The organism is Pseudomonas sp. 10S5 (genome assembly GCF_035019745.1).
Classification (GTDB): domain Bacteria; phylum Pseudomonadota; class Gammaproteobacteria; order Pseudomonadales; family Pseudomonadaceae; genus Aquipseudomonas.
Map to the genome: position 1 here is coordinate 232,861 of NZ_JASJVL010000005.1, position 19,722 is coordinate 252,582.

Annotated in this window: 17 protein-coding genes and 3 pseudogenes; 4 read left to right on the forward strand and 16 right to left on the reverse strand. The window is 54.4% G+C overall.

The annotated features are described in order from the left end of the window. Positions 1 to 10: 10 nt before the first annotated feature. A complete protein-coding gene (locus QN378_RS07395; RefSeq protein ID WP_323546524.1) occupies positions 11 to 913 on the forward strand; it encodes an SDR family oxidoreductase in 903 nt (300 codons plus the stop codon). A 277-nt stretch (positions 914 to 1,190) separates the two neighbouring features. On the opposite strand, the gene QN378_RS07400 is transcribed toward QN378_RS07395, so the two are convergent. The 4 genes from QN378_RS07400 to QN378_RS07415 form a co-directional block, all read right to left on the reverse strand. Further along, positions 1,191 to 1,439, reverse strand: coding sequence for a hypothetical protein (locus QN378_RS07400; protein WP_322203745.1), 249 nt, complete (start codon positions 1,437 to 1,439; stop codon positions 1,191 to 1,193). 437 nt (positions 1,440 to 1,876) lie between these two features. Further along, entirely contained in the window at positions 1,877 to 2,254 is a 378-nt protein-coding gene (locus QN378_RS07405) for a nuclear transport factor 2 family protein (RefSeq protein WP_323546521.1), read from the reverse strand. A gap of 103 nt (positions 2,255 to 2,357) precedes the next feature. Then, positions 2,358 to 3,206 (reverse strand): helix-turn-helix transcriptional regulator, encoded by an 849-nt coding sequence (locus tag QN378_RS07410; protein WP_322203747.1) that lies wholly within the window; start codon positions 3,204 to 3,206, stop codon positions 2,358 to 2,360. Between the two features lie 243 nt (positions 3,207 to 3,449). After that, positions 3,450 to 3,998 carry a carboxymuconolactone decarboxylase family protein gene (locus QN378_RS07415; protein WP_322203748.1) on the reverse strand — a complete coding sequence of 183 codons (549 nt, stop codon included), beginning with the start codon at positions 3,996 to 3,998 and terminating at the stop codon, positions 3,450 to 3,452. Between the two features lie 326 nt (positions 3,999 to 4,324). Between QN378_RS07415 and QN378_RS07420 the strand changes: the two are divergent. Beyond that, positions 4,325 to 4,545 (forward strand): annotated as a pseudogene (locus QN378_RS07420) (DUF2188 domain-containing protein); the annotation flags it as partial. Between the two features lie 160 nt (positions 4,546 to 4,705). Here QN378_RS07420 and QN378_RS07425 read toward each other — a convergent pair. Next, positions 4,706 to 5,728 (reverse strand): hypothetical protein, encoded by a 1,023-nt coding sequence (locus QN378_RS07425; protein ID WP_322203749.1) that lies wholly within the window; start codon positions 5,726 to 5,728, stop codon positions 4,706 to 4,708. Positions 5,729 to 6,152: 424 nt separating this feature from the next. Here QN378_RS07425 and QN378_RS07430 point away from each other — a divergent pair. Beyond that, positions 6,153 to 6,363 (forward strand): annotated as a pseudogene (locus QN378_RS07430) (glutathione-dependent formaldehyde dehydrogenase); the annotation flags it as partial. A 103-nt stretch (positions 6,364 to 6,466) separates the two neighbouring features. Here QN378_RS07430 and QN378_RS07435 read toward each other — a convergent pair. The 5 genes and pseudogenes from QN378_RS07435 to QN378_RS07450 form a co-directional block, all read right to left on the reverse strand. Beyond that, positions 6,467 to 7,141 (reverse strand): HAD family hydrolase, encoded by a 675-nt coding sequence (locus tag QN378_RS07435; protein WP_323546515.1) that lies wholly within the window; start codon positions 7,139 to 7,141, stop codon positions 6,467 to 6,469. A 424-nt stretch (positions 7,142 to 7,565) separates the two neighbouring features. After that, positions 7,566 to 7,683: pseudogene (greB, locus tag QN378_RS23575) on the reverse strand (transcription elongation factor GreB); the annotation flags it as partial. Positions 7,684 to 7,736: 53 nt separating this feature from the next. Continuing rightward, on the reverse strand, positions 7,737 to 8,045 hold the full coding sequence (locus QN378_RS07440) for a class I SAM-dependent methyltransferase (protein ID WP_322203752.1): 309 nt from the start codon (positions 8,043 to 8,045) through the stop codon (positions 7,737 to 7,739). Between the two features lie 256 nt (positions 8,046 to 8,301). After that, positions 8,302 to 8,736, reverse strand: a complete 435-nt coding sequence (locus QN378_RS07445) for a DoxX family protein (protein ID WP_322203754.1) — start codon at positions 8,734 to 8,736, stop codon at positions 8,302 to 8,304. 96 nt (positions 8,737 to 8,832) lie between these two features. Continuing rightward, on the reverse strand, positions 8,833 to 10,275 hold the full coding sequence (locus QN378_RS07450) for a transglycosylase SLT domain-containing protein (protein WP_322203756.1): 1,443 nt from the start codon (positions 10,273 to 10,275) through the stop codon (positions 8,833 to 8,835). A gap of 192 nt (positions 10,276 to 10,467) precedes the next feature. Between QN378_RS07450 and QN378_RS07455 the strand changes: the two genes are divergently transcribed. Continuing rightward, positions 10,468 to 11,301, forward strand: coding sequence for a TatD family hydrolase (locus tag QN378_RS07455; RefSeq protein ID WP_322203758.1), 834 nt, complete (start codon positions 10,468 to 10,470; stop codon positions 11,299 to 11,301). Positions 11,302 to 11,403: 102 nt separating this feature from the next. Here the strand turns inward: QN378_RS07455 and QN378_RS07460 are convergent, their stop codons facing one another. From QN378_RS07460 to kdpF, 6 genes are all read right to left on the reverse strand, one after another. Continuing rightward, positions 11,404 to 12,093 (reverse strand): response regulator, encoded by a 690-nt coding sequence (locus tag QN378_RS07460; RefSeq protein ID WP_322203760.1) that lies wholly within the window; start codon positions 12,091 to 12,093, stop codon positions 11,404 to 11,406. Between the two features lie 49 nt (positions 12,094 to 12,142). Further along, entirely contained in the window at positions 12,143 to 14,800 is a 2,658-nt protein-coding gene (locus tag QN378_RS07465; protein ID WP_322203762.1) for a sensor histidine kinase KdpD, read from the reverse strand. Between the two features lie 138 nt (positions 14,801 to 14,938). Then, on the reverse strand, positions 14,939 to 15,499 hold the full coding sequence (kdpC, locus tag QN378_RS07470; RefSeq protein WP_323546511.1) for a potassium-transporting ATPase subunit KdpC: 561 nt from the start codon (positions 15,497 to 15,499) through the stop codon (positions 14,939 to 14,941). Positions 15,500 to 15,558: 59 nt separating this feature from the next. Then, a complete protein-coding gene (gene kdpB / locus QN378_RS07475; RefSeq protein WP_322206873.1) occupies positions 15,559 to 17,619 on the reverse strand; it encodes a potassium-transporting ATPase subunit KdpB in 2,061 nt (686 codons plus the stop codon). 31 nt (positions 17,620 to 17,650) lie between these two features. Next, complete coding sequence (gene kdpA / locus QN378_RS07480; protein ID WP_322203766.1) at positions 17,651 to 19,345, reverse strand: potassium-transporting ATPase subunit KdpA; 1,695 nt, start codon at positions 19,343 to 19,345, stop codon at positions 17,651 to 17,653. Between the two features lie 8 nt (positions 19,346 to 19,353). Further along, positions 19,354 to 19,443: a K(+)-transporting ATPase subunit F gene (kdpF, locus tag QN378_RS07485; RefSeq protein ID WP_297835929.1), complete on the reverse strand. Its 90-nt coding sequence runs from the start codon at positions 19,441 to 19,443 to the stop codon at positions 19,354 to 19,356. Positions 19,444 to 19,722: the final 279 nt, after the last annotated feature.

Here is a 19,722-nt window from a genome sequence, read left to right on the forward strand (position 1 = left end):
GAGCCGCACCATGGCACACGATGCACAGCAGGTGGTTCTGGTCACAGGCGCAGGTTCGGGCATCGGCAAAGCAATTGCTTTGGCGCTGGCCCGCGCCGGGCACCACGTCTATGCCAGCCAGCGTGACCCCAGGAAGAAGAACCGGGAGCGCAGCCAGGCTCTGGAGCAGATAGCCCGGCAGGAAAGCCTCGCGCTGGAGGTGTTGGAGCTCGATGTTCTGTGCGAAACCGCCTGCCGTGCAGCGGTCGATCAGATCCTTGCCCGGCACGGCCGTCTGGATGTGGTGGTCAATAACGCCGGTATGTTGATGGCCGGGTTGACCGAGGCGTTCTCAGTGGAGCAGGTCGCGCGAATTATCGACACCAACGCGTTGTCGTGGTTGCGGGTCAATCGCGCGGCGCTGCCAGCGATGCGGCGCCAGGGGCACGGATTGTTAATGTACGTCGGCAGTACGACCTCCCGGCTGCACGAACCTTTCCTGGGGCCCTATATTGCCAGCAAGGTGGCGGGTGATGCTTTGGCCGAAGTTATGGCCATGGAGGTAAGGCCTTCAGGTATCGAAAGCGTGATTTTGGTACCTGGTGCGTTTACGTCTGGCACCGAGCATTTTTCCGATGCGCAGTCTCCTGCTTACCAGGCGATTGAGCAGCAATACGGCGAGCTGTCCAAGCGTATGGCCGGTCTGGAAAAAAAGCTGAATGCTATAGACCTAGCCAATGGCGGTGCGCTGGATGTTTCAGCGGTCGGTCTGGCAGCCGCCAAGGTGCTGGCCATGCCACGTGGTCAGCGACCGTTACGAGTCACTGTTGATGGTCAACACAAAGGCACCGAAGCAATTAATGCGGTGTATTACCAGAAGCAGGCGCAGTTTCTGCGTCAGATGGGTCTGGAAGATTTGATTCTTCCGGTATGAGGGATGGGCGTTTGAACCTGTCAGTCGCTATCCTATCCAGGATAGCGGAGCGTCCATTCTTACTGATTGGAGTTCGTGAAGTAAGCGAACAGCGACGCAGCACCTCGTTGTTTTGAGCGAAACAACGCAATCTTATTAGGTCGACTCAGGGCTGGGGTGCTTGGCAACCACCGCCTGGGACTGCAACGAACACGTGGTTAAGCAGGCTTGAAATCTTATGGTTAGCCATTGAAGGCAAACCAGCTCAGAAAGCTAGGGCGTAAAGCCCTAGCAAATATTACTTTCCCTTTTTCGCTGGCTTTTCTGCCTTCTCTGATTTCTTAGCCTTTTCTGGCTTGCTATCAGCTCTTTTTGCGGATTTTTTTGGTTCGGCATCTTTCTTCTGGTCTTTCTTGTCGGAAGATTTCGAAAGAGCCGATTGCGAAGCTGATTTCTTTGCTGGTGATAACTTTTTGTCTTTCAATTCCTTGCTGGCTTTCGATGTTTCACCTTTGCTTTTCTTCTCGTCTTTAGCCACTTTGACCACCTTTTGGAGTATGCCGGTATTGGCATCGCCTGTGGATGATCCACAAGCTGATCATTAGGCTAGCGCGTCCAAAAGCAGTTCAATTTTTTTATACGTCGATATATGCATCTGGGTAATGCGCCCATAAGTACTGAGGGCCGGGTAGCCTAAATAGGTCATCAGTTATGCCTCAGAGGCGGATGGCTGATCCCAAGTAGAAACTAGTCTTGTTAGATCGACTGGAACCCTACTGGAAGCTATCTCATACATCGTGATTATTCTGTCAGAGAGCGAGAGCTAAAAATTGGGGCCGACAATTTCAGGCAACAAACCTAGCGTGCATTCTGGTACGGGGCGAGCCGGCGCCAGGCCCGGCAGAAGACCGCTCTTGCGGGCAAAGTAAAGCCCGCACCATCACTTCCTGCGTGTGTAAATGAACACTCAACGCGCCATGGGAATCAGGCCTCCTTCGTCGGCACGAAAGTACCCACTGGAGCCTCGTGCGGAATTGACCAACCAAAATAAACCTCGACGTCGGTGATGAGGCCGTTTTTGATCGTCAGCAACTCAGTGTTTCGGAATCGGCGGCTGTTGGCGCGACCCTCGTAGGTGACGAAAACTCGCTCCCCATCGCTAACGAAATGGATGAAGTCGAAACCCTCAGTCGATTCGCTGTTCGGCCAGCAGCGCGTGAAGTACGTCTCGCGGTCTATCCGATTGTCAAGCGGGCTGGTGAAGTGGAAATCGTCGGCGATCAGCGCCTCAATTGCCGCACGGTCTTTCTTGACGTAGGCGTTGTAAGCTGTACGCGCAATATCGACAATATCTGCTGCCATGATCACATCCTCACTAGGGCATTTTTACTGAACGTCTCAACGCAAAGATCAGACGGATCTATCGGGATGGCCGGGATCCGGATATTTCGGTGGGCGGAGCTAGTTACCCGGAGCGTTTGGAATTTTTCCCAAACATTTCGAGATGCCACACCTCAGTAAAGTCGTCTGCGGGAAACATGCATTCGACACGCAATTCCTGAGCGGAGATGGTTTGGGGCGTACCCACTGTTGACACCATCGAAAAGTAATTCAGCAGTTTTCCATCCTTGATAAAACCAACCGGTATCACTGGTGAGATGTCGGGTAAATCTGCGGTGCTCCAACCGATGTCGACATCTGGATAAGAAAGAAGTTCGCTCATCAGACGTCTGGTTTTTTCGTCGATCATGCCGCCGACAGCTTCACGGCTAATTCTCTCGAACAATCCTCTTGCGACGGCATCCCAATTATCAATAAACGGTCGCATCCCATCAGGATCAAAAATCAAATGCAGCAGATTGCGTGGTTTTTCTCTTTTTGATAAGTCAATAAAACTTCCAAAAAAACGTGAAGCAAATTCGTTGTTTAGAAGTACATTCCAATACCTATCCATAACGACCGCCGGGTAGGGCTCATGCTGCTTGAGCATGCGTTCCAGTGCTCTATTAACGATCCGCATTTCTGCCGCATTCCATGCAGGATCGGCGTAAATGGGTGCGAATCCAGCGGCGAGAAATAGATTATTCCGGTCGCGTAAGGGAATATTCAACGATTGTGCCAGGGCCATCAGCATCGCCCTGCTCGGTACGCTTCTGCCGCTCTCGATGAAGCTGATGTGCCGTTGAGATACCCCGACCTCAAGCGATAGCTCCAGCTGACTACGGCCATACTTTTTACGCCAGTCACGTAGCAATGCGCCAATAGAATTTCCAGAACTGGCAACGTTATGGTTTGACATGTAATTGAGATTCATCTAATCAGATCCCCGGTACAGATGAGTAAATATATCTTGCACCTTGAGCGGGCGACGTATGAACGATAAACACTTCATCAGTCATTAGTACCCTGCCCATGATCATGATCATGAGTTTTGCATGGAAGTGTGCATCCGTTCTTTATCTCAAATTAATCACTGAAATCCCGCACAGATGCATAGCACAAAGGCCACAAATTATTCATGCCGTTGCTGATATTCATTTGCGGCATGCAGCAATGATTACTGACTCCATGTGTGCGCCTGAAATGATTCTTCCAGGGGTGGATTCGCTACATTTGCGACGTAATTGGTAATGGTCGATGCGGCAATAACATTAATCAGTTCCAAAATCTGTTCTTTATTGAAGCCGGCTTCATAGAATGCTTGCAGAGCTTGTTCACCGGCGTGGCCACGTTTCTCAATAAAATTTTTGGCCAAACCGGACAGTGCTGCGTGCTTTACATTTTTCAGAGCATGGCCAGCGCGAATTGCCTCTACGTCTGCTGGATCTAAGCCTTCTTTCAGCGCTAGGAATGTATGAAAAGCAATTGGCCAGGACGATGCGTTCGTTACGGCATTTGTCAGCAGCACCGCCTGGATTTGATCTTCCGTGAAACTGCCGCTGTGTGCTTTTTGGAACACACCGATGAAACTGCTGATCAATGTCGGAGATCCTGCCATTGCACCCGCGATGTTTGGAATGAAGCCAAAGGTTTCTTGCAAAGCTTCCAGAACAGGTTTCGATTTTTCTGGGGCAGATTTGACTGTGTAAATTTCAAAAGTAGACATTTTTTAGCCTTTAGTAGGTAACAGCACGAGTCATGATTGAATCGCTTGAACTGAATATTAAAGATTGCATTCGCGCTCATCAATTACGTCAAAGGTAATGATATCTTGCGCGACAGTTCAGTTACCTGATGATGGCTGAGCACGTTCTCCTACCCGTTGGGTGAAGCTTCGACTGCAACTTCGAGCCGCAACGCTATGTTGCATTACCTCTCGACGAGCGGGGAGCACATCAATCTGAACGGTTACTACCAGAGACGAAGCCGCGCCAAGGTTCGCGTAGACAAGTGCAGACCATTGCGTCCTATTCCACCCGCCTAAAGTGCTCTATGTTCCGTTTTCTGATACCACTCAACTACTACATCACCAAAACCCCAAACGGCTGGGCGCTTAGCAAGCAAGGTGCAGAGCGCGCATTTAAACCGCCGCCACTAAAGACGAGATTACGAAGCTCGCAATTAAGTTTCTGAACGGTAAGACGGCTTTGCTCAAAATCTATAAGGAAGATGACACGATTCAAGAGGAACGTACCTACCCACGCACTGCTGATCGACCAAGGCCAAGGGCTAGGGATAGGCGGCTTGGCCCGAATCAGCATCTCCCTCCTCCTTCTATCGTAAGCGCCCAGTAACCGCGAACCGCTACAGAAAACATCTGCTGCAGGGTCTGCGTCACACATGGGACGCCGCACTCAACGGCGTCCCATCGCTTCAAATCGTACTTGACAGTACTTTCTCTGGCGGTTGAGTGCGGCGGCCCAATATTCCAGCTCCAGCAGCCACTACGCCTGAGATCACCAGTGTGATCAACAGAATCCAACTAGCCTGTGAAACTCGCTTGGCTGCCATATCGGCTGCTTCACGCGTTTTCTGCTCAGCATCAACTTTGAGCTGCTGATACTTAGCGTAAGCATCTCGATAGCTCTGTTGGGCCTGATCGACCATTTGATTTGCCTCTTGATCGGATTTGCCTGTTCGCGCTTTTATCAGATTAACCACGGCCTGCCGATCAGCCGCGTCCCATGCTTTATCTCCTTTAGCTTTGATTTTATCCAGCAGACCACTCAAGTTACCCTGCGCCTGCTGCGGTTTGGCCGCGCTATCCTGTGCTGTTTTTTTCGCATCTTGTTGCACATCCTGCGCGTCCTGTTTAACCGCTTCCGGTTGCAGCTCAGGCTTACCTGTCTGCCTCATAGCGGTCTCCAACTGACCCTGGATATCGTCAAGATTGAAATCGATACCCTGTTGGCGGAGCTGATCCTGAATTTTGTTGCCCATGGCGGGCGCAACCTGTGCGATTCCGCTGCCAACGGCAGATAGGCCACTGCCAGCGATATTTAAACCGCCCCTTACAACACCGGTAACAGCACTGGACACTAAGTAAACGGTAATCAAAGAAACGGTAGCCCAGACCAGTAGGCCATGGAGACCACCCTCCCGGTGGGCAAGCCTGCCCGCAGCCCATCCGCCGATAAACAGCGAAAGAACACCGCTTACGACCACCCATATTCCAGCGGACGTACCCATGCCTTGAACCGGATTACCCTCCTGAAGTGGCTCAATCGCAGCGGAGCCAATTGCCGTACCCAACAGGCCTAAAATCAGCGAAACGATCATGGACAGAACAACCCCGGCAAACACGGCACTCCAGGATATTCGTTTAAGGAGAGGAGCGAACGTCTGCGTTCGGTCGTACACGGGTGGTGAAGTGTAAGAGGGTTCGGTAGGTATCATTGTTCTATCCTTTGGAAGCGGTTTTTCCAGAACTACAGCTCTGAAGAGTGTGCTGAAAATGCACGTATCAGGGGTTACTGAGGAGTGCCCCTTACACTGAGTCGACCCGCTTTAAAACGTCGTTGTTTCTTCTAGAACGATGAATGGTCTGAAATCGGCCTACAGCCCAGCTGCGTTGAATTTAAACCGCCGTACCTGTCTTAAAAAAATGTAGATACGGACCTCTTCCCGTTTCATTCATGCATCTACTGATAAAGCTCTTCACCGATTGCACCATTGATCCCCAAGCTGATCGAAATCACTGAACCAAACTCATGATTCAGCGCTCCTTTCTCTAGAGAATAAATTAAAGGCGGATACTCGTATGAGAGCACTTACCTGTCACGGCGCCTATAACGTCAAAGTAGACACTGTTTCAGATCCTGGATTTTTGTTTGGAGATGCATTCGACAAACGGCTGACATTTAAAATGAGACCGATCCATGTTCAGCATTCCTTCCCGAGCTATCGGATACATCGCAACGGGACGGCCCTTTCCAGAGGAGATTATCAGCCATCGAATGTTCCTGGAGCAGGCAGCAGGCGGGTACAAGATTTTTGACAAGAAGCAAGAGAACTGTCGAAAGTTCTTTTGACTCCCCGCTGTGGGCAGTATGTACCTCGCGGGGCACAAACAACGGTTGAGGATGGCCGATTCTGAACGTACCATACGCGACTGGGCCCGCCTTAAACCAATATCTACGGACGCGACGCGATTTCTTCTAAATGATTAAGCAAGTCGAGAGGATCTTCATAAACTCTCAAGGCTCCGGCTCGCTCTAACTCACTGATATCATACCCACCAGATAACAAACCAATGCCCGTTGCCTTGCACCGCCGAGCAGCCAGCATGTCCCAGACTGCATCGCCTATTACAAGGCATTCTTCGATTGCAACATCCATTTTTCCAGACGCAGCCAAGAACAGATCAGGATCGGGCTTACCGTATTTCACGTCATCGCGAGTGATGACATTGATTTTATGGAAGTCCAGGTTCAGAGCTTTTAAATTGATCTTTACCGTCTCGCTACCCCCACTCGATGCAATACACCATTTGATGTTATTCTCGCTGAGCGCGTCAAGAAGCTGAACCGCACCAGGTAACGCTATGATCTGGCCTTGAAGCCTGTCGTACGCCTTGGCATGCTTCTCGCTGAGCCTGTGCCCTTGATCCGTACTGATATTCAAACCAGTTTCACGTGATAAAGACTTCAGCATTAGCCCACCGCTCATGCCGATTTTTCTATGAATTCGCCACATCGCAAGGTGAATATTTTCAGAATCGAGCGCTTCTTTCCACGCGGCCACATTTTGATAGACGCTATCGGTAAGTGTGCCATCAAGGTCAAATATGAACGATGTTTGCCGTCGCATAAGAATCTCCGGATATGAAATCGTTGTGGCAAGTCTATAAAGGCAAGCCTGCTCAGGTTTTACGTTCCCGTGGCCATGCGCAAATACAGCAAAAAATAACGCTGATTTTCAAAATGTCCGGCGCAAGCCAGGTGGCCAAAACTCGCCCGCTTCTTTATTGATTAAGATTGGCATCAGGCGTTCCCTGTTTCGTGCACATACTCGATACCTAAAGAGAATCGGTGAACGTCCAGGCAACCCGACTTGCAGCGCTCTGCTAGTAGCCAACGATAGTTCATAGTCGTCGTACCCCTTAAAGTGGTACCGGCACACGGATGGCTCAAGCGCCCGGTAGCGGTTCGAGTTTGGCCAAGAGGATGTATATGTGACTCTTCGTTTTAGTACTGCTCTGTAGTACCGGGATTAAACCTGCCGTCAGGGTTGGCCCAATCGACGCCGCCAAAGTTACCTTTTGCTGTGTCCGGGCGTTTAACAGGCCGGAGATAGTCAAGCTCCTGCTTCAGGGCTTCATGACCTTCCTTTGTGATGATTTGTGTACTCAATAGATCGCTTGCTTATGTCAAACAGGCAACTCAAGCCCAGTAGTTAACCGCTCCTACCCGCGAGTTATCAGTCCCTGCCGGGCAATTCGCACCAAATGTTTGATGAATACTTCGGCTTTGTCGGCATTGGGCGATTGCACCACCGCGATGTCGAAACGATCATCGGGAAAGTCTGTTAGGGATTCATTCTGGTCGATGAACTGGACAAGGAACGCAGCAGGCTTGCCGTTGCGCTTGGGCCAGCCTTCCAAATAGCGCAGCAGCGTCGGTTGATGCGAACCACCCAGTAGAATCCTGGGGTTGCGACGCGTCAGGGGTGATGTGAACGGTGACAATCTGATAAGGGGATGCGAACAGCTCATGGTGTTTTGTCTCAGCCTCAGAAATCCCGCTGGGCAGCGGTGAGAGGCAACACCGAACCAGCGCTTTAGCGGTATTTAGAGGTCTGTTCAGACCTCAGATTAGACGAGGATTCAATCCTTGCCTGGCGCCCCGCAAGTAGCTGTTTAAATCGGCGCATGGGCAGCATCCTAGAGAAGCGGCGTAGCCACTGTCAATAAGCACTTAGACTAAAACAACCACGCCCGCACTCAGCGGGCGTAGTTCATGAGGACAAGCTCAGCCGATAATGGCTCGGTCCATCGACACTCTGCCGGCACCTTCGATCAGGATCGCAACTAATGCCCCCAGTAATGCCAACGCGAATTCAAAACCGTTGTTGGCCATGAATAAACCATTGTGAATGTGCACCGAAAGAATGGCGACAATCGTCATGATCGATAAGGCGAACGCCGCCGGACGCGCCAGCAAGCCAATGATTAACCCCAAGCCGCCGAAAAATTCAGCGCCTCCAGACAACGAAGCCATGAGATAACCCGGTGTCAAACCCAGGCTTTCCATGTACTGCGCGGTTCCGGACAGACCATAGCCGCCAAACAGCCCGAAAAGCTTCTGCCCGCCGTGAGCAACGAAGATGATGCCGACGAGTATCCGTAAAACCGTCACGCCGTAACCAGCACGGGTTGAGAATACCGTTTTCATCAGGGTGTTCATCTCAAGCATTCCTTTTTATGAGTGGGCGAATTGGCCGCTATATTAATCACTATTTTTTTAATAAAAAGCGCGCGATACACCGCATAACCATCAGGATTATCGATTATTTTTTGAGACAATCTTTGGTAGCCGTGATTTGGCAGCTGGCCCTTCCAGAGAATCGCGCTCGTGGTCAAACGCCAGATAATACTTGTTCACACTATTAACGTAGCTCACGACACCCATCCCCACCTGCTCCATAGCGATTCTCTCAACCTGAAAAAACCACTGGTTCGGGTTCAGCCCTCGGCGTTTTGCTTCGGCGCGCATAGCTTCTACCCGTTCCGGGCCCAGGTTGTAGGCGGCCATTACAAAAGCCATGCGCTCACGCTCGTTGACCTTGGGACTGGAGAAATACTTGCGTTTGATCATCGCCAGGTACTTCGCTCCGGCAAGCACGTTGCCATCCACGTTGTGAATATTATCGACGCCGACCCGTTGCGCGGCAGAGGGGGTGATTTGCAGCAGTCCTGTGGCTTTCCCCCCGCTTTTAACGCTGGGGTCAAGCGCCGATTCCTTGAAGGCTAACGCGGCAAGGTTCAGCCAATCCATGCCCTGCTCCTGCGCACACCGCTGTAAAACGGGCCGCAGCTTTTCTAGACGCTGACGGTCTTGGCTGGCCAACGGATAGTGCAATTGATACTGACCCTGGTAGGCCTGTTCGAACGCAAAGTCTTCGCCGGCGGGCGCCTGATACTGCTTGATAAACCGGTCAATACTGGCGCGCAGCATGGTGGCGTCCTGACGCACATACCAATTCATGTCGCCACTGTTACTGAGTACCAAAGAGCGCTCCACCCGCAACTTGGGCATGACTTTGACCCATCGCTCGGCAATGGGTTGTTCGACCACGGTCAGGTGGTAAACCCCGGCCTGAACCATCTCCAGCACGTCTTCCACAGCGAGACTGGGATCAACCCATTCAATTTTAACCGGCGGCAGTTTGCGCAAGCCCAGCTTTTGGTTGAGTTGATCAACCGCGTTATCTGCCGCGCTGCCGGTAGCTAGAGTGATCGTTCGGCCCGACAGCTGCTCAATGTGCTTGAAACTGCGGTCGCCCTTGATGCCGACGACAATCAGTGGCACATGACTGACAATAGGCGCGCTGGCATTGACGGCCCGAGCCGCGCTCATGTCGAGTAGTTCACCGGGTGCTACCAAATCACCCTCCCCGCGCTGCAATGCGGCCAGCAACTGGTCCTTGGATTTAGGAATGATCTTTAACGTCAGTTGTTTCCCGTCGCGGGAGTGACTGTTGAGGTACTGCTCGAAAGCACTTAGCCGATGGTATTCAACACCAATTTCTTCGCCCGGAACTTGGCCCGAACTGTTGCGACTTTGATTGACCAGAACACGCAATACTTTGCTACTACGAATCGCCGAGAGGTCTCGCACCTGACTCTTTTTCACTACTACCGGCGGCCCTACAAGGTCTGCAAGTGCTGGCAATGGCGCCAAGGCCAGCATCAACATCACAAGATAAAACGTGGGTCGCATCATGCGGTTTTCCAAGGGAATGCGTGCCAAAAATAAGCCGCAAAGAATCAAAAGCCCAGCGTAGAAGCGAGTAACCAAACTCCTCACTTCTAACAAAGCACCTCAATATCGTGTTTCAACTCACTGTAACTGCGGAGTTTATTTATATCAGTCCAGGTCTGATATTCTCTTCAGCCTTCGGCCCGAGGTAGCACCATGCAACTCATCGACATTGGCGTCAACCTGACCAACTCAAGCTTTGCCCATAAGGAACAGGCGGTCCTCGATCGCGCTTACCAATCCGGCGTCGGGCAGTTAGTGTTGACCGGGACACACGTTGAGAGCAGCGAGCAGTCGCTGGAACTGTGCCTCAGGCTCGACGAGTCCGCCCAGCGGCTGTTTTCCACCGCAGGTATTCATCCGCATTCGGCCAGTGACTGGACCTCTGATAGTGAACGCCAGTTACGGGCGCTGCTGAAGGAAGATCGAGTCCGTGCCGTGGGTGAATGCGGGCTTGATTTCAACCGAGACTTCTCCCCTCGCTCGCAACAAGAAAAAGTGCTCGAAGAGCATTTAGCGTTAGCGGTCGAGCTGCAAATGCCGGTGTTTTTGCACGAGCGCGATGCCAGTCAGCGGCTGTTGGAAATCCTCCGCGACTACCGCGACCGACTGCCAGCTGCCGTTGTCCATTGTTTTACCGGCGAGCAGCGTGCGCTGTTTAGCTACCTCGATCTGGATCTGCACCTCGGTATCACCGGCTGGATTTGCGACGAGCGTCGCGGCACCCATTTGCACCCGTTGGTGAAGGACATCCCCAGGGGCCGGTTGATGCTTGAAAGTGATGCGCCGTACCTGCTGCCACGCAGCTTGCGACCAAAACCGAAAAATGGCCGTAATGAACCGGCTTATCTCACCGAAGTCTTGCAAGAAGTTGCGCTGCACCGCGAAGAAAGTCCGGAAGACGTCGCCGCGCACACCACTGATTGCGCCCGGGCGTTTTTTGGATTGCCGATTGTTACCGATATACCATGTCGTGATATCCCCGAATAAATTCGGTCTCACAGGGAGCGCGGATTACCGGTGGGATTCACCTGACACTCCGCCCTGATCGCCTCGCCAACCCGATGAAGCCTGGCAATTGGCGGCCATACCTCAACGTTCCAACAACCGGTATCCAACCCCCGCTTCGGTCACGATAAACCTGGGATTGGTCGGGTCATCCGCCAATTTCTGCCGTAAATGTCCGACGACTATGCGCAGGTAATGGCTGTCCTCAGTGTGGGTCGGCCCCCAGATATCTTTGAGCAACTGCTGCTGAGTAATCACCCGTCCAGGGTGCCGGGCCAGTTGCGCCAGTACCGCGTACTCCTTACGCGTCAGCCCGACTTCAACCCCATCCAGTAGCACTCGCCGATACGCCAGATCCACTGTCAACGGGCCGAAGATCAGAGCGGCTTCTTGCTGTTCGCCAGCTGGCGCCTGGCGCAGTAACGCCCGGACTCGTGCGAGAAACTCTTGTATCCCAAACGGTTTGGTCACGTAGTCATTGGCGCCGCCATCAAGTGCCTGAACTTTCTGACCTTCGCTGGCACGCACTGAAAGCACCAGCACCGGGGCTGTGGACCACTCACGAAATTCGCGCAACACCTCTTGGCCATCCATGTCTGGCAAACCAAGGTCGAGCACCAGTAAATCGGGCTTGTTCAACGCGGCCTGGCTCAGACCTTCGCTGCCGGTGCCGGCTTCCAGTACCTTATAGCCTTGGGAGACTAGGCTGATGCGTAGAAACTTTCGAATCTGCGGCTCATCATCGATCACTAGGATGGTCGAGGTCTGACTCATGGTTGTCTTGCCATCTCAAATGAAGTGCTGAGCGTAACGCACTGCATGATCAGAGGGTGTGCTCCAATTCAGTTTCGGGTTGCGTTTGCAACGGAAGATACAAGGTTATGCATGTGCCGCGCCCTTCAATGCCCTCGGCGACCGTGATATGCCCGCCATGGGCACCGACCATCCCCAGGCAGATGGCCAATCCAAGACCTGTGCCCTGCCCACCGCGATCGCCTCGGGACGCGGTATAGAACATGTCAAAAATCTTCGCTCGCTCAGCTTCAGGTATGCCGGGGCCTTCGTCACTGACCGAGAAAAACAGCTCGCTGTCGGTCGTCCCCGCGTTAACCTGCAAGCGCCCTTGGGACGCAGAGAAGCGCGCAGCATTCTCCAGCACATTGACCAAAGCCTGCTCGATCAAGGCAGCGTGCACGTAAAGCAATGGTAGTTCCAACGGCACATGAGTGCTGACCTGCAGCGGCGCCAATACTGCGCGCAAGCGGTTAAGTGCGCTGCCGACGATATCGCCCGGTGACACCCAGTCCCGCGCCAGTTTCAACGCACCGTGACCCAGACGAGTCATGTCCAGCAAGTTTTGAATATAACGATCCAGGCGCTCGGCCTCGTCACGGGTGCCTTCGAGCAATTCACGACGATCTTCCAGTGGGATCGCTTCACCTAATGCCAATAGACTGTCGATGCTGCCGCGCATGGCCGTCAGTGGTGTGCGTAAATCGTGTGATACCGACGCCAGCAACGCACTGCGTAATTGCTCGGTTTCACCATGCAATCGCGCGGCCTCCAGCTCTTCTGCCAACTGGGCTCGCGCCAGCGCTTGGGCTAGAGGTTGACTGAGTGCGGTTAACAGACGACGACGTTGATCGGTAAAGGGCTGCCCTTCATGCGGACATACGCCAAGTAGCGCTAACGGCCCCTCCTCCATCGACAACGGCCACCACCACCAATGGCCCAGCGGTAACGTGCCCGTGCCAAAGCCTGCGGCTTGATCATGTTGCCACGCCCAATCGGCTGCCGCTCGTTCGGCTTCGGACAGCTGCAATGCGCTCCCGACTTCGACTTTCCAGGCACCTTGATCGTCGCGATCCAACAAACAGATGTGCAACTCTCTCCAGCCACTGAAATGCTGTTCAGCAGCGCTTAACATCGCCTGCCGATCAGTCGCCGCCGTGAGTTTTCGCGAAAGGTCTAGCAACTCACTTGTTTCCTCCTGGGTATCGCGCAGGGCACGAAGTTGCTGGCGTTGCCGGGCCGCAAGGTTGCCGGTCAAGGCGGCCATCAATAAAAAAAACAGCAACGTCAGCACGTCTTCTTCGCGCTGGATGCTGAACGAAAATTTCGGTGGAATAAACAGAAAATCGTAGGTCAGAAAAGATAACGCCGCGCAGGCCAGCGCAGGGCCGAGACTGCTGCGCACCGCCACCAATAATACGGCGGCGAGAAACACTAGCGAGATATTGGGTAGCGCCAGGACGCTCGATACCGCCCACGCCAAGGCAGTGGCCAATATCGTCGCGATCAGCGCCAGCCCATAATCAAACCAGACTAACGCCCGTGCCGAACGTGAGCGGGGTTGATCGTGCTGCGCTTCACTATCGAGCACATTGATTTCCAGGCCGTGAGCATCTCGCAACAATCGCGCCGCCAGCCCACCGCCCCACAAGCGCCTGCGCAAGCGTGGGCGCGATTGTCCCACCAGTACCAAGCTGGCGCGTCGCTCTGCGGCGTGTTGAATCAGGGTTTTAGCCACCTCTCCCGCCCGCAACAGCACCACTTCGCCACCTAAGCGTTCGGCCAGTTGCTGTGCGCTTTGTAAACGCATGCGCGCCTCTTCATCAACTACCCGACCATTATCGACGTGCACCAAGCTCCACGGCAGATGGCGACGCTGCGCGACGCGACTGGCGTGTCGCACCAGGCGCTCGGCTTGAGGGTCACCGTCAATCCCCACCAACAAGCGGCCTCGAACGGCGGGCGCGGCCTGGCCCAATTGGCGATACCCTTGGGCCAGGTCGTCATCAACCTGCGCCGCCGCGGTTTGCATCGCCAGCTCGCGCAATGCCGTGAGGTTGGTTTGGGTGAAGAAAGCGTCGATGGCAGCCCGAGCTTGTTCGGGCACGTACACTTTGCCGTCACGCAGACGTTCCAACAGCTCCCGAGGAGGCAGGTCGATCAGCACCAGCTCATAGGCTTCCTGCAACACCCAATCGGGTAGGGTTTCGCGAACCTGCACCCCGGTGATGCCGCGAACCTGATCGTTAAGACTTTCAAGGTGCTGAACGTTGACTGTGGTGTAAACATTGATACCGGCCGCCAATAACTCTTGAATATCTTGCCAGCGCTTGGCATGGCGACTACCGGGTGCATTGCTGTGAGCTAGCTCGTCGACAAGGACCAGTTTCGGCGCGGCCATGAGCAGGCCGTCAAGGTCCATTTCTTCCAGGGTCACGCCCCGGTATTCCGAGCGTAATAAAGGTTGCTGAGGCAAGCCGCTGAGCAAAGCTTCGGTTTCAGCCCGGCCGTGGGTTTCCACTACGCCAGCCAATACGTGCGAACCTTGACGCAGTTGGGCGTGGGCCGCCTGAAGCATGGCGTAAGTTTTGCCGACGCCTGGTGCAGCGCCCAAAAACACCTTGAGCCGCCCACGGCCGTCCCGCGGTAGATCGGCTAACAGTGCATCGGCGCGGCGGGTGTCACTCATGGTTCGTACTCAGTGTGTGCAGCAAATTTGCTTTCTGTGGGAGCGAATTCATTCGCGAAGGGATCAACACGGTCCTTCAGATAAACCGCGCCGCCCAATTCCCGAATGAATTCGGTCCCACAGGATTTCGGCATCTGCTCAAAGCTGCGCTGACGGTAACTCATTCAGCGTTTGATTCAAGATCAAAACATTAACCACCGGCGGACCTATCAACGGCCGGTAGGTATTTTCATTGACTAAGCGTTGCACCGTGGTCACCGGCAAGTTACGGGCGTTGGCAACACGGGCCACTTGATAGGCCACGGCTTCTGGTGGCAGGTGTGGATCGAGACCGCTGCCTGAAGTGGTCAGTAACGATAAAGGCACTGCGCCCTGGCCAGGAACCACTTCTTTGGTGACGTCAGCGGCGACCCGTGCAGCCAGTGCCGGATTGCTTGGAGAGAGGTTGCTGGCGCTGCTGGCGACCGTAGCAAAAGCCCCGGCAGATGGCCGCGAGTGGAACCAACCGTCACCGGTAAAACTTTGGGAGATCAACTCAGAACCACGCACCTTACCTGCCTTGTCATACACCAGGCTGCCGTTGGCTTGCGAGGGAAATACCACTTGGGCGATACCGGTCACTACCAGTGGATATGCCACGCCAGTGATCAGGGTCATTAATACAATCAGGCTCAGGGCCGGACGCAATACGCTAGACATCATCGAATCCTCAATCAGGGTGATCGTCACGCTCCAGAGAGCGTGATGAAAGTGTGCGTTTAGACCAAGTGCAAGCCAGTCAACAGCATATCGATTAGCTTGATGCCTACGAACGGCGCGACAATTCCGCCCAAGCCATAGATCAACAAGTTGCGGCGCAACAGCGCGGCGGCACTGGCGGCCTGAACCCGGACACCACGCAAGGCCAGTGGAATCAGCACCACGATGATCAAGGCATTGAAAACAATCGCCGAGAGTATCGCGCTCTGCGGGCTGGCCAGGTGCATGACGTTCAGCACCCCCAGTTGCGGGTAGATAGAGGCGAACAGCGCGGGCAAGATCGCGAAGTATTTGGCTACGTCGTTAGCGATGGAGAACGTAGTCAACGCGCCACGAGTCACCAGCAACTCTTTACCGATTTGCACTACGTCCAGCAACTTGGTCGGATCGCTGTCGAGGTCCACCATGTTCGCCGCTTCACGGGCCGCTTGAGTACCATCGTTCATCGCCATACCGACGTCGGCCTGGGCCAGTGCCGGGGCGTCATTGGCGCCGTCGCCACACATCGCCACCAGACGACCGTCGTTCTGCTCCAAACGAATCCGCTCCAGTTTTTTCTCTGGGGTGGCTTCGGCCAGCACATCGTCGACCCCCGCTTCAGCCGCAATCGCAGCCGCTGTCAGAGGGTTGTCCCCGGTGACCATTACCGTGCGAATTCCAAGTTTGCGCAGTTCGGCAAACCGTTCGCGAATGCCGGGCTTGACCACGTCTTTGAGGTGGATAGCGCCCAACAGTTTGCCGTTCATGCAAACCAGCAGCGGTGTACCACCGGTTTTGGCGATTTTGTCGACTTCCCGGGCCAGTGCAGGCATCAAGTCGCTACGGGTCATGTCAACGAACGCCAGGACCGAATCCACGGCACCTTTGCGATACACGCGGCCTTGGTAATCGACGCCGGACAGCCGAGTTTCCGCACTGAACGCCACCGGAGTTAATGCCGACGCAGGCGGCTCGGTAATCGGATGCAGCTCACGAAGGTACTCAACAATGGATTTGCCTTCTGCGGTGTCATCTGCCAAAGAGGCCAGTAGCGCTCCCTCGCCCAGCTCCAGAGCGGTAACTCCCGGCGCGGCATACAAGGCCGTGCAGCGGCGGTTGCCGAAGGTGATGGTGCCGGTTTTGTCTAGCAACAACACGTGCACGTCACCCGCAGCCTCAACCGCACGACCGGATTTGGCGATGACGTTGAGGCGCACCAGACGGTCCATGCCAGCAATACCGATGGCGGATAACAAGCCGCCGATGGTGGTCGGAATCAAGGTCACCAACAGCGCCACCAAAAACACCAGCGGCAGACTGCCGCCGGAAAAGTGAGCGAAAGGTTGAAGGGTCACGACCACCAACAGAAAGATCAGGGTCAAGCCGATCAGCAGAATATCCAGCGCGATTTCGTTGGGGGTTTTTTGCCGTTTAGCACCCTCCACCAACGCAATCATGCGGTCCAGTGTCGATTCACCGGGATTGGCGGTGATCCGGATCAGCAGCCAATCGGACACCAGACGTGTGTTGCCCGTAACCGCCGAACGGTCGCCGCCTGACTCACGAATCACTGGCGCTGATTCGCCGGTAATCGCGGCCTCGTTAACCGCAGCAATACCCTCGATGACCTCGCCATCACCAGGAATCATTTCCCCGGCTTCAACGCGGACCACATCGCCACGGCGCAAGCTGCTGGCATTGACCACCCGAAGGCTGCCGTTGTCATCTCGACGGCGTGCCTTCAGGCCTTCGCTGCCAGCTTTAAGGCTGTCAGCGCGGGCCTTACCACGACCTTCGGCCAAGGCTTCGGCGAAATTGGCGAACAACACGGTGAACCACAACCAAATGGCGATCTGTACCGCGACCGAGGTCGGCACCGCCGGGTCAGGCACCAAGCAAAGAATGCTGGTCAGAATAGCGGTCAATTCGACCACCAACATCACCGGCGCGCGCTGCAGCTGACGGGGGTCGAGTTTGATGAACGCTTGCACCACGGCCGGCCGCCACAGCGCAGAGAGCGAGGTTTTGACCGATTCTGGAGCGCCTTGAGGCGCTGCGGTTTTTGAGACAGGAGTCTGCATATGATCTTTATAAATAGACATCATCTAATCCTCAGAAGCCCATGCTCAAATGTTCGGCAATCGGTCCCAGTGCCAGCGTGGGCAGGAACGACAAGCCACCCACTAGCAAAATGGTCATCGTCAGCAACGTCACAAACAACGTGCCGTGAGTCGGGAAGCTATTGAGGCCCAGCGGCGCGGTTTTCTTCGCCGCCAGACTGCCTGCCAGTGCCAGCACCGGCAGGATGTAGCCGAAGCGCCCGAGGAACATAGAGAGGCTGAGCATCAGGTTGTGGAATAACGTGTTAGCACTGAAGCCACCGAAGGCTGAACCATTGTTAGCCGTGGCCGAGGTGTAGGTGTAAAGCAACTGACTGAAGCCGTGGGCGCCAGGGTTGCTGATTCCCGCCGCCGGACCCGGCAAGCTTGCTGCGAGCGCGCCAAATACCAGTACACCGACAGGCATGACCATCAAGGTTGCGACCAGCAACTTGACTTCATAAGCTTGCAGCTTTTTACCTAGGTATTCCGGGGTGCGGCCAATCATCAATCCGGCCAGGAATACCGCAATCAGCACGTTAAGCAGCATGCTGTACATGCCGGCGCCGACACCGCCGAAGATCACTTCACCGACCATCATGTTGGCCAGTGTCACCATGCCGGTCAGTGGGTTCAGGCTGTCGTGCATAGCGTTAACCGAACCGTTTGACGCCGCTGTGGTTGCCGTAGCCCAGAGCACAGTAGCGGTAGTGCCAAAGCGGGTTTCTTTACCTTCAAGGGGTGCAGTCTGCTCAACCGAAGCGATATTCAACGTCGGATTCGGCTGATACTCAGCCCACATCGCCGTTGCGCCGCCCATCAGGAACAGCGTCAGCATGCAGGCCATGATGGCCCGGCTTTGGCGCAGGTCTTTGACGTAGTGTCCAAAGGTGAACACCAGCGCAACCGGGATCAAGATGATCGACACCAGCTCTATAAGGTTGCTCCAGGCCGTCGGGTTCTCGAACGGATGCGCCGAGTTAACCCCGAAAAAACCACCCCCGTTGGTGCCCAGTTGTTTGATCGCAATCTGGCTGGCAGCAGGCCCCATCGGCAAGCTTTGATCCGCACCCTGCAATGTCACGGCATCAATGTAATGGGCGAAGGTTTGTGGCACGCCCTGCCAAACCAGGAACAGCGCCAGGATCAGACACAACGGCAGCAGCCCGTAAAGGGTCGCGCGGGTAATATCCGCCCAGAAGTTACCGAGGTTTTGCGTTGAGCGACGGCTGATGCCACGGCAAAACACAATCAGTACCGCGATGCCGGTGGCGGCGCTGACGAAGTTCTGTACGGTCAGGCCGACCATCTGGCTTAGGTAGCTGAGCGATGCTTCACCGCTGTAGCTCTGCCAGTTGGTGTTGGTGACAAAACTCATGGTGGTGTTGAAGGCCAGAGACCATTCCATGCCTGGCAGTTGCTGCGGATTAAGCGGTAAGCTGCCTTGGAACAACAGAATCGCGAACAACACGATAAAGCCCACCAGGTTAAAAGCAAGCAAGGCCAGGGTATAGCTTTTCCAGTTTTGTTCGGTTTTTGGATCAACCCCACACAGGCGATAACAAACGCGCTCAATCGGCCCCAGCACCGGGGTCAAGAAGGTTCGCTCACCCTCCATGACGCGATAGTAAAATCGTCCCAACCAAGGCGCTGGCAATAAAACCAACGCAAAGAAGGCGACGATGAGTAGATAGTCATAACTGTGCATGGCGGCTCCTAGTGCTGGTCGGCGCGTAACAGCGCCACCATCAAGTAAATGAACAACCCTGCGGCCAGTAGCAGTGACACCCCGTCCAGAACGCTCATGAAAATTCTCCGTCGTACGGCAATTGCCGCGTGTGAGTAATTGTCGGTATTGAGGGCGTAAAGGAACGAGATCGACGACTGCTTCTGGGCATAAAGAAAATGTAAAAAGAGGCGTAAAGCGAGGGTTTACAGGCTTGAGATCGCTGGGTGGCGAGACAAATTGATCGGCGCGGTGATTGGCGAAAGCCAGCGACGTATCGCCCTGACATCAAACCGCCAGGTGTGTCAAACCCGAGACATATAGACGATTCCCAAGCCCCGCAGACAGAACAGGCTTCC

Bases quoted from the DNA above. Each gene is read 5' to 3' on its own strand.
- QN378_RS07395 (WP_323546524.1), top strand. From the start codon at position 11: ATGGCACACGATGCACAGCAGGTGGTTCTGGTCACAGGCGCAGGTTCG.
- QN378_RS07405 (WP_323546521.1), bottom strand. From the start codon at position 2,254: ATGGCAGCAGATATTGTCGATATTGCGCGTACAGCTTACAACGCCTAC.
- QN378_RS07410 (WP_322203747.1), bottom strand. From the start codon at position 3,206: ATGAATCTCAATTACATGTCAAACCATAACGTTGCCAGTTCTGGAAAT.
- QN378_RS07415 (WP_322203748.1), bottom strand. From the start codon at position 3,998: ATGTCTACTTTTGAAATTTACACAGTCAAATCTGCCCCAGAAAAATCG.
- QN378_RS07425 (WP_322203749.1), bottom strand. From the start codon at position 5,728: ATGATACCTACCGAACCCTCTTACACTTCACCACCCGTGTACGACCGA.
- QN378_RS07435 (WP_323546515.1), bottom strand. From the start codon at position 7,141: ATGCGACGGCAAACATCGTTCATATTTGACCTTGATGGCACACTTACC.
- QN378_RS07440 (WP_322203752.1), bottom strand. From the start codon at position 8,045: ATGAGCTGTTCGCATCCCCTTATCAGATTGTCACCGTTCACATCACCC.
- QN378_RS07445 (WP_322203754.1), bottom strand. From the start codon at position 8,736: ATGAACACCCTGATGAAAACGGTATTCTCAACCCGTGCTGGTTACGGC.
- QN378_RS07450 (WP_322203756.1), bottom strand. From the start codon at position 10,275: ATGATGCGACCCACGTTTTATCTTGTGATGTTGATGCTGGCCTTGGCG.
- QN378_RS07455 (WP_322203758.1), top strand. From the start codon at position 10,468: ATGCAACTCATCGACATTGGCGTCAACCTGACCAACTCAAGCTTTGCC.
- QN378_RS07460 (WP_322203760.1), bottom strand. From the start codon at position 12,093: ATGAGTCAGACCTCGACCATCCTAGTGATCGATGATGAGCCGCAGATT.
- QN378_RS07465 (WP_322203762.1), bottom strand. From the start codon at position 14,800: ATGAGTGACACCCGCCGCGCCGATGCACTGTTAGCCGATCTACCGCGG.
- kdpC (WP_323546511.1), bottom strand. From the start codon at position 15,499: ATGTCTAGCGTATTGCGTCCGGCCCTGAGCCTGATTGTATTAATGACC.
- kdpB (WP_322206873.1), bottom strand. From the start codon at position 17,619: ATGCAGACTCCTGTCTCAAAAACCGCAGCGCCTCAAGGCGCTCCAGAA.
- kdpA (WP_322203766.1), bottom strand. From the start codon at position 19,345: ATGCACAGTTATGACTATCTACTCATCGTCGCCTTCTTTGCGTTGGTT.
- kdpF (WP_297835929.1), bottom strand. From the start codon at position 19,443: ATGAGCGTTCTGGACGGGGTGTCACTGCTACTGGCCGCAGGGTTGTTC.